At 72.9% G+C, this 13,216-nt stretch carries 9 protein-coding genes; 3 read left to right on the forward strand and 6 right to left on the reverse strand.

The features are described from left to right. The first annotated feature begins 197 nt into the window (after nucleotides 1-197). The 3 genes from ACFWA7_RS09150 to ACFWA7_RS09160 all read left to right on the forward strand — a co-directional run bounded on the left by ACFWA7_RS09150 (nucleotide 198) and on the right by ACFWA7_RS09160 (nucleotide 3,832). Entirely contained in the window at nucleotides 198-1,016 is an 819-nt protein-coding gene (locus tag ACFWA7_RS09150) for a sugar phosphate isomerase/epimerase family protein (RefSeq protein ID WP_385821975.1), read from the forward strand. A 344-nt stretch (nucleotides 1,017-1,360) separates the two neighbouring features. Further along, nucleotides 1,361-3,181, forward strand: coding sequence for a glycoside hydrolase family 3 protein (locus tag ACFWA7_RS09155; RefSeq protein WP_385821919.1), 1,821 nt, complete (start codon nucleotides 1,361-1,363; stop codon nucleotides 3,179-3,181). A gap of 60 nt (nucleotides 3,182-3,241) precedes the next feature. Next, the gene (locus ACFWA7_RS09160) at nucleotides 3,242-3,832 is read left to right on the forward strand and encodes a hypothetical protein (RefSeq protein WP_385821921.1); all 591 of its coding nucleotides are present in this window, start codon (nucleotides 3,242-3,244) and stop codon (nucleotides 3,830-3,832) included. A gap of 164 nt (nucleotides 3,833-3,996) precedes the next feature. Here the strand turns inward: ACFWA7_RS09160 and ACFWA7_RS09165 are convergent, their stop codons facing one another. The 6 genes from ACFWA7_RS09165 to ACFWA7_RS09190 form a co-directional block, all read right to left on the reverse strand. Next, a complete protein-coding gene (locus tag ACFWA7_RS09165) occupies nucleotides 3,997-5,424 on the reverse strand; it encodes a S28 family serine protease (RefSeq protein ID WP_385821923.1) in 1,428 nt (475 codons plus the stop codon). Between the two features lie 129 nt (nucleotides 5,425-5,553). Beyond that, nucleotides 5,554-5,955, reverse strand: a complete 402-nt coding sequence (locus tag ACFWA7_RS09170; RefSeq protein ID WP_385540665.1) for a hypothetical protein — start codon at nucleotides 5,953-5,955, stop codon at nucleotides 5,554-5,556. Between the two features lie 85 nt (nucleotides 5,956-6,040). Beyond that, nucleotides 6,041-6,406: a hypothetical protein gene (locus ACFWA7_RS09175; protein WP_385540663.1), complete on the reverse strand. Its 366-nt coding sequence runs from the start codon at nucleotides 6,404-6,406 to the stop codon at nucleotides 6,041-6,043. Between the two features lie 79 nt (nucleotides 6,407-6,485). Beyond that, entirely contained in the window at nucleotides 6,486-10,193 is a 3,708-nt protein-coding gene (locus tag ACFWA7_RS09180) for an ABC transporter ATP-binding protein (RefSeq protein ID WP_385821926.1), read from the reverse strand. 141 nt (nucleotides 10,194-10,334) lie between these two features. Next, nucleotides 10,335-11,267, reverse strand: coding sequence for a serine hydrolase (locus ACFWA7_RS09185; protein WP_385540659.1), 933 nt, complete (start codon nucleotides 11,265-11,267; stop codon nucleotides 10,335-10,337). A gap of 214 nt (nucleotides 11,268-11,481) precedes the next feature. Continuing rightward, nucleotides 11,482-13,155, reverse strand: a complete 1,674-nt coding sequence (locus tag ACFWA7_RS09190) for a thiamine pyrophosphate-binding protein (protein ID WP_385821928.1) — start codon at nucleotides 13,153-13,155, stop codon at nucleotides 11,482-11,484. Nucleotides 13,156-13,216: the final 61 nt, after the last annotated feature.

The following is a 13,216-nucleotide window of genomic DNA, read 5'->3' on the forward strand; positions in this document are numbered from 1 at the left end:
GCTGTTCCGAGTGCCCCGTCGTCCGCGCGCAGCGCGGGCGCAGCGGCGTTCGGCGCTTGCGCTCGGCGTGCGGCGTCGCAGGTCATGTGGTGGAGCCACCTGTCCTGCGACGCCGTGCGCCGAGGGGGCGTGCCGGGCGTCGGGGCGCAGGCGGGGAACTCGGAACGGGCCCTGGGCCTGGTGGACCGGTGAGCGGCGTGCGGTACGCGTTCTCCACCCTCGGGGTGCCCGGCCTCCCCGTCGCCGACGTCGTCCGCCTCGCCGTCGCGCACGGCTACCACGGCGTCGAGCTCCGCGCCCACCCGGAGGAGCCGGTGCACTCCGGCATCGGCGCCCGCCAACGGGCGGACGTGGCCGCGGAGTTCGCGGCGCACGGCGTCCGCGTGCTCACCGTCGCCGGGTACGCGCGCGTGGCCGACCCCGACGACGCCGAGCGGCTGGACGCGCTGGTGGACCTCGCGTACGACCTCGGCGCCTCGTACGTACGCGTCTTCCCCGGCGGCCGGGGCGGCCCCGAGGACGACGGCGTGGCCGTGCGGCGGCTGCGGTCGGTGGCCGCGCTCGCCGCCGACCGGGGGGTGCGCGTCCTGCTCGAAACACATGACTCCCACCGCACGGGCGCGGCCGTCGCCCGCGTCCTGGACCGGGTCGGCGCGGCCGAGGCCGGCGCGCTGTGGGACGTGCTGCACACCTGGCTCGGCGGCGAGAGCCCGGCCGAGTCGTACGCGGCGCTCGCCCCGCATCTGGGATACGTCCAGGTCAAGGACATCGCCTCGGCCGACGACACCACCCCGCTGCCGCTCGGCGCCGGGGTGCTGCCGCTGGCGGACTGCCTGGCGCCGCTCGGCCCCGACGGCTGGCTGTGCTGGGAGTACGAGAAGCGCTGGTACCCGGACGCGGCGCAGCTGCCGGGCCTGCTCACGGCCGGTCGGGAACGGCTGGCCGCACTGCTCACGGGGACAGCGGCACCGGCGCCTCCCCGCCCACCGGGAACTTCGCCTCCCGTCCACCCCTGACCCACTCGAACCCTCCACCCCGCGCGCCCGGTTCCCTACCTTCTTCCCGGAACGGGCCATGGCCGGGAACCCCGCGGTGACGGGCCCCGTCCAAGTGCCGTACTGCCGGTGAGTCTCCGCAGAGCGGTGTCGGTCCTCGCTGCTGGCTGCGTACGGCCGACTCCCCTCTCCAACCGCCTGCGGCCGGCAGCGCAGCCGCCACCGGTGCGCCCCCCTCCGACTGCGCCGGTGGCGGCCGCCCCCTTTTTTCCGGGTCCGGCGGTGCGCGCCCCCTTGACCGGTAATAACTTTCCGGTTATCCGTTCGGTTTGGAAGTTTCTTCCAGACCTAGGGATGGAGTGCCCGTGTCGCACCGCACCTCCAGACGCACCCTCCTCGCCACCGCCGCCGCGAGCGCCGCCGCGGCCGCCGTCGGACCCGTGCTCCCCGCGTACGCCGAGGCGCGGCGCGCCCCGAACGACCGCCTGCGCCGGATCGTCTCCCGGATGTCCCTGGCGGAGAAGGTCGGCCAGCTCTTCGTGATGCGGGTGTACGGACACTCCGCGACCGCGCCCGACCAGGCCGACATCGACGCCAACATGAGCGAGATGGGCGTGCGCAGCGCCGCCGAGCTCATCGCCAAGTACCACGTCGGCGGCATCATCTACTTCAGCTGGGCGCACAACACCCGCGACCCGCACCAGATCGCCGGCCTCTCCAACGGCATCCAGCGGGCGGGCCTGTCCCAGCCCACACCCGTACCGCTGCTCATCGCCACCGACCAGGAGCACGGCATCGTGTGCCGGGTCGGCTACCCCGCCACCCTCTTCCCGGGCGCGATGGCGCTCGGCGCCGGGAGATCGGCGCGCGACGCCCGTACGGTCGGGCGGGTCGCCGGGGCCGAGCTGCGTGCGCTGGGGATCCGGCAGAACTACTCCCCCGACGCCGATGTGAACGTCAACCCGGCCAACCCGGTCATCGGCGTCCGCTCCTTCGGCGCCGACCCGGCGGCGGTCGCCCGGATGGTGGCGGCGGAGGTGCACGGCTACCAGGAAGCGGGGATCGCGGCGACCGCCAAGCACTTCCCCGGGCACGGCGACACCACGGTCGACAGCCACACCGGCATCCCGGTGATCACCCACAGCCGTCAGGAGTGGGAGGAGCTGGACGCGCCGCCGTTCCGGGCCGCGGTCGCCGCCGGGATCGACTCGATCATGACGGCCCACATCCAGTTCCCTGCGCTGGACGCTTCCAACGACCCGGCGACGCTGTCGCACCCGATCCTCACCGGGATCCTGCGCGAGGAGCTCGGCTACCGCGGGGTGATCGTCACCGACTCGCTCGGTATGCAGGGCGTACGGGACAAGTACGGCGACGACCGGGTGCCGGTGCTCGCCCTGAAGGCCGGGGCCGACCAGCTGCTCAACCCGCCGGACCTGGCGGTGGCGTGGAACGGCGTGATGGCGGCGGTCACCCGTGGCGAGATCAGCACGGCCCGGCTCGATGAATCGATCCTGCGGATCCTTGAACTCAAGGACCGGCGCGGCCTGTTCAGCCATCCGTATGTGTCGGAACCCGGCGTGGACCGGGTGGTGGGCACCCGGCCGCACCTCGCCGCCGCCGACGCGGTGGCCGGGCGGACGACGACCCTGCTCGTCAACACGGGCGGGCTGCTCCCGCTGTCACGGCGACGCCACCGGAACGTGCTGGTCGTCGGCGCGGACCCGGCGTCGCCGTCCGGGACGACCGGGCCGCCGACGGCCGTCCTGGCCAAGGCCCTGACCGAGCTGGGCTTCACCGCCACCGCGCTGTCGACCGGAACCCTGCCCACGCAGGCGCAGATCGACGCGGCGGTGGCGGCGGCGCGGGGCAGGGACGCGGTGGTGGTGGGCACGTACAACGCGGGGCCGGGCGGGGCGCAGGCCCGGCTGGTGGCGGCGCTCGGCGCCACCGGTGTGCCGGTGGCGCACCTCGCGATCCGCAACCCGTACGACATCGCCCACCTCAGCGGGTACACGGCCTCGCTCGCCACCTACTCCTGGACGGACGTGGAACTGCGGGCGGCGGTACGGGTCCTGGCGGGCAGGGCGGAGCCTGCCGGGCGGCTGCCGGTGGCGGTGCCGCGCGGGGACGATCCGGCCCGGGTTCTGTACCCGATCGGATTCGGTCTGTCGTTCCAGAGATAACCCTTGGGCCCTCTGGCGTGTTCTCGCGGTGAGCGGTCACGCTGGTGCGGGGGGTCCGACATGTACGAGTACGTTGCCGCAAGACTGGTTCGGGCCGTTTCGGCCGCGCTCTGGGCCGGGACGCTGCTGCTGACGGGCTGCCAGAGGACACCGGCCGCCCCGGCGGCTCCCCCGGCCTCGGCCCCCGTACCGTCCTACGGCGCCACGTTCCTCGGGCCCGGGGACTGCGCGGCGCGGGGGCAGGCGTTCCGCGAGGTGCCGTGCACCAGCGAGCGGGCGGTGGCACAGGTCTCCGTGCGCAGCGAGGGGGCGCGGACGGCCGGGGCGGCGGGGTGCCCGCTGAACACGGACTTCGTGCTGTACATCGGGGGCGACGGCGCCTCGGGCTACGCCTGTATGCGCAACCTGGAGGCGCCGCACCCGGGCGACCCGGGGATGGGCGGCGGCCCCTTCACGGTGGTGGGCGACTGCGTCTACCACGCGGGGGCGGACCAGGTGAAGGAAACCCCCTGCGACGGTTCGGGCGCCAACCCCCCGGAGTTCAAGGTGACTTCGGCGTTTCCCCGCCGACCCGACTGTCCGGCGTCGACGGCGCTGTATGTGGAGCTGCCGGGGGGCGGGGACGGGGTGGGGTGCGCGCGGCGGCTGTGATTCCCCGGGGGCTACGCCCTCGGACCCCGTTCGTCTGCGGGCCGTCCCTGGTTGCTCGCGCAGTTCCCCGCGCCCCTAATGGGCGCCCCGAAGGGCGCATTCAAGGGGCGCGGGGCTCTGCCCGACAAGCCCCCGCCGGCCCGCGGACGGCACCGGGCCCGCTCCTACGGCCGCAGCGTCGGCTCGCGCTCGATGGACCGGCGGTCCAGGACCGCGTCGTAGCGCGCCAGGGGCTTGGCCTGGGCCGCGGTCGTCGCGGGCACGCCCGCCCAGCGCAGGATCGCCGACGTCGCCGTCGCCTTCTGCTCGGCCGCCAGGCCCGCCACCTTCGAGCCGTGGTTGCCGCCCGCGACCGTGAACACGTACGAGTCACGCGTCCCCGCGCCGAGGCGGAAGCGCTCGGCGCCCCACGGGTCGTTCTGGCCGTACACGTACAGCATGTGGTCGGCGTGGTGCCGGACCCAGGTGTCGACCTGCGGCATCGCCGCCGGGTGGAAGCGCATCGGGATGGAGCGCGGGACGAAGTGGCGCGGGGGCTGGTAGCCGTAGCGGCTCAGACCGCCGAGCCAGGGCTGCTCGATGGTGGGCGAGCCGAGCTGGGTGCCCGCCTGGTAGTAGTACGGCGTGTACGGCTCCAGGCCCTGGTCCGTGTAGAACGAGAAGCCGGAGATCGTGTCGACCGTGTCCCAGATCGCCTGGTCGGTCGCGTGCCGCGCGTCCGCCGGGATGGTGCCGCAGTCCGAGAGCAGGCTGTACTGCCAGAACGCCCACACGTAGTCGAGCACGACCGCCTCGTACGACCTGTCGAGGGAGCCGGTCGTGGTGAAGGTGTAGCCGTTGGCCTTCGCGTACTCCGCGTACTTCAGCTCCAGCGGCTTGCGGCGCACCAGCGCCTCGCGCTGCACCGCCTCCAGCTTGTCGCGGCACTCCTTGGTGCCGACGTTCCGGAAGAAGCGGTCGTACGCCGAGTCCTCGTCGTTGACCACGTCGTTGGGGGCGACGTACGCCACCACGCCGTCCATGTCCTTGGGATAGAAGCGCTTGTAGTACGTCGCCGTCATCCCGCCCTTCGAGCCGCCGGTCGTCAGCCAGTTCTTGCTGTACACCGGCTTGAGGGCCTCGAAGATGCTGTGCTGGTCGCTGGCCGCCTGCCAGATGTCCAGCTTGTTCCAGTCCGCCGGGGCGGGCCGGGACGGGGTGAAGTAGCGGTACTCGACCGAGACCTGGTTGCCGTCGACGATCTGGGTCGGCTCGGAGCGGCTCGGGTTGGTCGACACGTTGTAGCCGCTGGTGTACATGACCGTCGGGCGGCCGGTGTCCTTGTGCAGCAGGGTGATCCGCTGCTGGAAGGTGCCCGCGGCGGGGTTGTGGTGGTCCACCTGCTGGGTGAAGCCGAGGACGAAGTACCGGTAGCCGGGGTACGGCTTCTCCTCGATGAGACTCATCCCGGGTATCGCCAGGATGCGGTCCTTGATGTCCGGCCCGGCGAGGTCCGGCTCGGCGGCGGTGGCCGCCCCTGCCGTGGCTCCCGCCACACTCACCGTGCCTATGAGCACGACGAGTGAAAGAAGCCATCTGAGCGTCTTGCGCATGCACTCTCCCCTGGGGTCACGACGTGAGGCGATCGTCGTGAACCTAGCGGGGGCAACACCCGTACCACCAGACCCGGTTGTCCGGCCGCGGTGTTATGGCAGCGTTGTCATCCTCTGCTCAAGGCCGGCTCAGCACAGGATCCAGCCCGTGGAGCCGCTACTGCCCGCCACCGAACCCGTCGCCCGTACACAGCGGTTGATCGCGTGCACCGAGACCGGGCCCGCCTGCCGGGTGAACCGGCCGCTGTCCGAGACCGGGCCGCCGCCGCGCGCCTGGATGATCACCGCCATCTGCCGTCTGGCGCCGGGCGACTTGGCGACCGCGACCGCGCACGCGTAGCCGTGCGTCTTGTAGACCCGCAGCTCGCCGGTGGCGAACTGGACCGTCTTGACCTGCCGACCGCCGCACGAGGCCGCCGCGTCGGCGCTCCCCGCGCCCGGCCCGAGCACGGTCAGGGCAGCCGTCGCCAGGAGTACCGCCAGACCCGGGCCGGCCCGCCCGCGCAGCCCTCGCAATTCCCTACCGAACACGCTTACCCCCTTCCGTCACATGAGCGTATGTGAGTACGGACGCGCGGAGGCTACCCGCGGTTGCGCCGGAAGTGGGGCGGTCCCGTCAGGCGTTGCTGAGCAGCATCCCGAGGAAGGTCAGCTCCGCGATGAGCTGGACGCACAGGCCCGCCGTCCGCAGCTCCTTGACGCGCCGGGCGCGGTCGGGCACGGCCAGTACGAAGACCAGGGCGAGACCGGCGACGGCGAGGGCCCAGCCGAGCGGGGTGCCGCCCACCCCGTGGTCGCCGCAGTCCGGGTAGTAGTCGCCGTAGGTCAGACACCGGGAGAACCGGTCCGAGCTGGCCACGACGAGGACCGCGAGGACCACCGCCGGAATCAGCCCGACCGCCGAGAGCACGGCCGCCGAGCGCAGCCGGGGCAGGGAGGTCGTCGGGGTCGGGGCGGGCTGGGACCCGGTGTTCGTGGTCATGCCCCCGATCCAACCGGGGACGGCCCGCCGCGCGAACCGTCCCCGGTACTCATTTCCGTACGTACGCGTACTCAGCCGCTCACACCGCCGCGGGCTCGTCCTCGCCGATGAAGGTGCGCCACAGGCTCGCGTACCGGCCGTCCTGGGCGAGGAGTTCGTCGTGGGTGCCGTCCTCGACGACCCGGCCGTGGTCCATCACCACGACCCGGTCCGCGCGGGCGGCCGTGGTGAGGCGGTGGGCGACGACCAGGGTGGTGCGGCGGCCGGTGAGCCGGTCGGTGGCCTGGTTGACCTGGGCCTCGGTGGCCAGGTCCAGGGCGGCGGTGGCCTCGTCGAGGAGCAGGACGTCCGGGTCGACGAGCTCGGCGCGGGCCAGTGCGATCAGCTGGCGCTGTCCGGCGGAGAGGTTGCGGCCGCGCTCGGCGACCTCGTGGAGGTAGCCGCCGTCCAGGGTGGCGATCATGTCGTGCGCGCCGACCGCGCGGGCCGCCGCCTCGACCTGGGCGTCGGTGGCGTCGGGCCGCCCGTAGGCGATGGCGTCCCGGACCGTCCCGGCGAACAGGTACGCCTCCTGCGGGACGACGCCAAGGCGGTGCCGGTAGGCGGTGATGTCGAGCGAGCGCAGGTCGGTGCCGTCGGCGGTGACCCGGCCCCCCGTCGGGTCGTAGAACCGCGCGACCAGCTTGACCAGCGTCGACTTGCCGGCTCCCGTCTCACCGACGAAGGCGACGGTCTGCCCGGCCGGGATCCGCAGGCTCACGCCCGACAACGCCTTCTCCTGGTCGCCGTAGGCGAAGTCGACGTCCTCGAAGGCGATCTCACCGCGCAGGGACAGCACGTCCAGCGGCTCCTCGGCCGCCGCCGTGGAGGTGGGCTCGCGCAGCAGTTCCTGGATGCGCTTCAGCGAGACGGCCGCCTGCTGGTAGCCGTCGAAGACCTGCGAGAGCTGCTGTACGGGGGCGAAGAACAGGTCGATGTAGAGGAGGTAGGCGACGAGCGCGCCGGTCGTCAGGGTGCCCGCGTCGACCCGGTGGGCGCCCATGATCAGCACCGCGGCCGCCGCGACCGACGACAGGAGCTGGACGAACGGGAAGTACACCGAGATCAGCCACTGGCCGCGGATACGGGCCTTGCGGTAGTCGGCGCTGCGGGCGGTGAACCGCTCGGCGCCGTCGCGCTCGCGGCCGAAGGCCTGCACGATCCGCAGCCCGCTCACCGACTCCTGGAGGTCGGCGTTGACCCCCGCGACCCGCTCGCGGGCCAGCTCGTACGCCTTCACGCTCTGCTTGCGGAAGAAGTACGTGCCGAAGATCAGCGGCGGCAGGGTCGCGAAGACCACGAGCGCCAGCTGGAGGTCGATGACCAGGAGCGCCAGCATGATGCCGAAGAAGGTGACGACGGAGACGAACGCGGTGACCAGGCCGGTCTGGAGGAAGGTCGCCAGCGCGTCGACGTCGGTGGTCATCCGGGTCATGATCCGGCCGGTGAGCTCGCGCTCGTAGTAGTCCAGGCCGAGCCGCTGGAGCTGGGCGAAGATCTTCAGCCGGAGGCTGTAGAGGACGCGCTCGCCGGTGCGCCCGGTCATCCGGGTCTCGCCGAACTGCGCGGCCCACTGGATCGCCACGGTCAGCAGGGCCAGGCCCGCGGCCGCCCACACCGCGCCGAGCGCCATCTTGCTGACGCCCTGGTCGATGCCGTGCCGGATCAGGACCGGCAGCAGCAGGGACATGCCCGCGTCGACCGCGACGAGGCCGAGGCTGACGGCCAGCGGGCGGCCGAAGCCGCGCAGCAGTCGGCGCAGCCCGTACGACTCCTCGGGCTGCACCGCCCGCGCCTCGTCGATGTGCGGGGTGTCGTCGGCCGGGGGCAGCGCCTCGACCTGGGCGAGGAGTTCGGGGGTCGCAGGCATGCCGCCGGGGGCGGAGGAGACGGGCTTGTCCTCGCGTATCCACAGCGGGGGCGTGATGCCCCGCTCGGCGTCGAACTCGGCGTCCAGCTCGTCCCGTACGGTGTGGTCCTCCACCGCCTCGGCCGGCGCGATGTGGCCGGGCGAGACCGCGCCCAGCTCGTCGGGGTCGGTCAGCAGACGGCGGTAGAGCGCCGAGTCGCGCTGCAGTTCCTCGTGGGTGCCGAGGGCGGCGAGGCGGCCCTCGTCGAGGACGGCGATGCGGTCCGCGAGGTTGAGGGTGGAGCGGCGGTGGGCGATGAGCAGCGTGGTGCGCCCGGCCATCACGGACTTCAGGGCCTCGTGGATCTCGTGCTCCACGCGCGCGTCCACGGCCGAGGTGGCGTCGTCCAGGACCAGCAGGCGAGGGTCGGTGAGGATGGCGCGGGCCAGGGCGACGCGCTGGCGCTGGCCGCCGGAGAGGGTCAGGCCGTGCTCGCCGACCGTGGTGTCGTAGCCGCCCGGCAGCTCGGAGATGAAGTGGTCCGCCTGTGCGGCGCGCGCGGCGGCCTCGATCTCCTCCTGGGTGGCGTCCGGCTTCCCGTACGCGATGTTGGCGCGCACGGTGTCGGAGAAGAGGAAGCTGTCCTCCGGCACCAGGCCGATGGCGGCGCGCAGCGAGGCCAGGGTCAGCTCACGCACGTCGTGGCCGCCGACCAGGACGGCCCCGTGGGTGACGTCGTAGAAGCGCGGCAGCAGCAGCGAGACGGTGGACTTGCCGGAGCCGGAGGCGCCGACGACGGCGACGGTCTCGCCGGGGTGGATCTCCAGGGAGAAGCCGTCCAGGACCGGGCGCCCGTCCTCGTACCCGAAGCGCACGTCGTCGAACTCGACGGTGGCCGGGGCGTCGGCCGGCAGCTCCTTGGTGCCGTCGGCGATGGACGGCTCGGTGTCGATCAGCTCCAGGACGCGCTCGACGCCGGCCCGGGCCTGCTGGCCCACGGTGAGCACCATGGCCAGCATCCGCACCGGCCCGACGAGCTGCGCCAGATAGGTGGAGAACGCCACGAACGTGCCGAGGGTGATCTCGCCCCGGGTGGCGAGCCAGCCGCCCAGCGCCAGCATGGCGACCTGGCCGAGCGCGGGGACGGCCTGGAGGGCCGGGGTGTAGCGGGAGTTCAGCTTGATGGTGCGCAGCCGGCCCGCGAAGAGCTTGCGGCCCACCTCGCGGAGCTTGCCGGTCTCCTGGTCCTCCTGGCCGAAGCCCTTGACCACGCGGACGCCCGAGACGGCGCCGTCGACGACGCCCGCCACGGCGGCCGCCTGGCCCTGGGCGTACCAGGTGGCGGGGAAGAGCCGGGTGCGGCTGAGCCGGGCGATGAACCACAGCGCGGGCGCCACGGCCAGTGCGACCAGGGTCAGCAGCGGGGAGAGCCAGGCCATCACGGCCAGGGAGATCAGGAAGAGCAGGATGTTGCCGATGGTCATCGGCAACATGAAGAGCAGGCCCTGGATGAGCTGGAGGTCGCTGGTGGCGCGGCCGACCACCTGGCCGGTGGAGAGCTCGTCCTGGCGCCGCCCGTCGAGCCGGGTGATCGTCGCGTACATGTCGGTACGCAGGTCGTGCTGGACGTCGAGGGCGAGGCGGCCGCCGTAGTAGCGGCGTATGTACGTCAGTACGTACACGACGACCGCCGCGGCTATGAGAAGGCCGGTCCAGACCGCCAGGGACCGGGTGTGGGCCCCGATCACATCGTCGATGATCACCTTGGTGACCAGCGGGACCAGAGCCATCACCGCCATGCCGCCGAGCGACGACCCGAGCGCCAGCACGACATCGCGCCGGTACCGCCAGGCGTACCCGGTGAGCCGTCGTGCCCACCCTTGCTCTGCCGCCGCCACTGGTGCCTCCCGTTTGTCCGCTCCGCCGGAAGGCTCCAACGCCGTCACCGGCGGATTTCATCCCGTAGCAACAATCGGCAGCGAAAGACCCGCCTCTGGTCGTAGGACCGGGCGGGTCTTCCGGCGGGCGTACGGGTCGGGCTAGCGGCCCTGGACCGTCGTGACGAGGTCGCGGCCGGCGGGTGCCTCGGGCACCGGCGGGACGGCCTCACTCGCCACTGTCGGCCGCTGCCACTTCGGCGGGTGCCAGGGCTTGCCGCCCTCGGCCGGGCGGCCGAGGTCCGCGTGGACGGCGCGGGCGACGGCCTCGATGGTGTCGATGCCCTGGTTCATCGTGCCGTTGTCCTCGGTGAGGACGGCGAGGCCGTAGTCGTGGCCGCCGTCCGTGAAGGCGCCGATGCTGTGCACCCGCCAGCCGTGCGTGGCGCGCGGCAGCCAGCCGTTCTTGACGTGCACGGTCGTACCGCCCTGGACACCCGCGGGCGTGCCCCAGCGCTGGTCGGACCGGACGCGGTTCATCAGTCCCAGCTCGTACTCGCGGGCGTCGTCGCTGAGCACCGAGTTGCGGGAGGTCAGCAGCGCGAGCAACTTGGCCTGGTCGCGGGCGGTGACCCGGGTCAGGCCCCAGTAGCCGCCGGAGCCCGGCGTCGTCTGGGTCATCCCGGCGGCCTTGAGGAACGCGGACACCTTGCCGGTGCCGAGCTGCTTCCACAGCGCGGACGTGGAGTCGTTGTCCGACGCGGTGATCATCGCGGTGGCCAGGGCGCGCTCGTTCGAGGTGAGCGAGCGGTGCTGCCTGCCCGCGTCCCACAGCAGCGTCGCGAGCACGGTGGCCTTGACCACGCTCGCGGAGTCGAAGGTGTCGGTCGCCCGCAGCTCGCACTTGGTGCCGGTCGAGCGGTCGTACAGGGCCAGGGCCGTCAGCGACGAGCGGCCCTTGAGCGCCGAGGTGATGTCGCTGGACAGCTTGGCCGCGAGACCGGCCTTGGCGGAGGTGCAGGTCACCGAGGTCGCGGCGGCGGCCGGCGCGGCACCCGCGGCGATCGGCGCGAGCACGCCCGCGGCGACGGCCAAGGAGATCCCGCCGCGGCGCGCGCGGCGGGATATTTGGGATGTACGGAATTGTCTGGGCAAAGCGTCCCCGTCCCCTGAAAGTCATGAGGCGGGCGCACCTTTGTGGTGCGCCCGCCTGAGATGACTGTTCGAGGACGGGAAGGTTGCCCGCCGAAGACGTTGAAATCTGTCACAGATGTGTCACAGGAAGACATAGACCGGTCGGATTCCGGCATTACAGATGCGTCGGAGCGAACATCCTCAGTACGGCGGGCAGGACGACCACCGAGGGCCCGGGGGCCGCCAGCGCCTTGCCCAGGTCCTCCTGGAGCGACTCCGCGCTCGTACGGACCGCCGCGACGCCGAAGGACCGGGCGAGCGCGACGAAGTCGGGGCGGGCCAGCTCGGTCGCGGTGGCCTCGCCGAACGCGTCCGTCATGTACTCGCGCAGGATGCCGTAGCCGCCGTCGTCGACGATCAGCCAGGTCACCGGCAGGTCGTACTGCTTCGCGGTGGCGAGCTCGGCGATCGAGTACATCGCGCCGCCGTCGCCGGAGACCGCGAGCACCGGCCGCGTCGGGTCGGCGGCGGCGGCCCCGATCGCCGCCGGGAAGCCGTAGCCGAGGCCGCCCGCGCCCTGCGCCGAGTGCAGCGCGCCCGGCCAGGCGGACCAGGCCCAGTACGCCAGGATCGTCATGTCCCAGAAGCTGGGCGCGTCGTCGGGCAGGGCCGCGCGCACCTGCGCCAGGATCCGCTGCTCGGCCTCCAGGTCCTGCCCCGCGATGCGCTCGCGCACCTTGGTGAGGACGGTCCGCACGGCCGCGGCCGCCGCCGGGTCGGTGCGCTCGCCCACGGTCTCCAGGAGCGCCGAGAGCGCGATACGGGCGTCCGCGTGGATGCCGAGCGCCGGGTGGTTGGACTCCAGCTTGCCGAGGTCCGCCTCGATCTGGATCACCCGGCCGCGCGGCCTGAACGTGTGGTAGTTCGAGGAGAGTTCGCCCAGGCCCGAGCCGACGACGAGCAGGACGTCGGCGTCCTCCAGGAAGTCCGTGGTGTGCCGGTCCTCCATCCAGGACTGGAGCGAGAGCGGATGCTCCCAGGGGAAGGAGCCCTTGCCGCCGAAGGTGGTCACGACCGGCGCGTCCAGCTTCTCGGCGAGCGCGCGGAGCTTTCCGGAGGCGTCGGAGCGTACGACACCGCCGCCCGCGATGATCGCCGGGCGGGCCGCGTTCGTCAGCAACTCGGCGGCCACAGCGGTCAGTTCGGGGCGCGGCACCAGCTCGCGCGGGGTCGCGTCCACGGCCGTGACGACCGGCAGCGGGGTCTCGGCGAGCAGCACGTCCTGCGGGATCTCCACCCAGACCGGGCCGTGCGGGGCGGTCAGCGCCGACTCCCAGGCCGCCGCGATCGCCGACGGGATCTGGGACTGGGTGCGGACCGTGTGCACGGACTTCACGACGTCCCGGAACGAGCCCTGCTGGTCGCGGAGTTCGTGCAGATAGCCGTGGCGGCCGCCGCCGAGTCCGGCCGTGGGCACCTGGCTGGCGATGGCGAGCACGGGGGCGCTCGCGGCGGCCGCCTCCTGGAGCGCGGCCAGCGACATGAGGGCGCCGGGGCCGGTGGACAGCAGCAGCGGGGCCGCCTCGCCGGTGACCCGGCCGTACGCGTCGGCGGCGAAGGCTGCGTTGTTCTCGACGCGCAGACCGACGTACGTCATCGACGAGCGGCGCAGCGCGTCGAACATCCCGAGGGCGTGCTGGCCGGGCAGCCCGAAGACGGTGGTCGCGCCGAGACCCCGCAGGGTCTCGACGACGAGGTCGCCGCCGATGCGGCCGGGGGGTGGGCTCAGGGCAGCCTCCACCTGACGCGGCGTGGGCCGCAGGACCAGGTCGTGGTGGTCGTGGGTCACTGCACGTCCTCTCGGTGGAGCCGGGGGCCGAGGACGGGCGGCCGACGTACGGCCGCCCGTC

The sequence above is a fragment of the Streptomyces sp. NPDC059994 genome, assembly GCF_042737755.1.
Classification (GTDB): Bacteria; Actinomycetota; Actinomycetes; order Streptomycetales; family Streptomycetaceae; genus Streptomyces.

What these genes read in the sequence shown, in the direction of transcription:
- ACFWA7_RS09160 (WP_385821921.1), top strand. Translation starts at nt 3,242, where the DNA reads ATGTACGAGTACGTTGCCGCAAGACTGGTTCGGGCCGTTTCGGCCGCG.
- ACFWA7_RS09165 (WP_385821923.1), bottom strand. Translation starts at nt 5,424, where the DNA reads ATGCGCAAGACGCTCAGATGGCTTCTTTCACTCGTCGTGCTCATAGGC.
- ACFWA7_RS09175 (WP_385540663.1), bottom strand. Translation starts at nt 6,406, where the DNA reads ATGACCACGAACACCGGGTCCCAGCCCGCCCCGACCCCGACGACCTCC.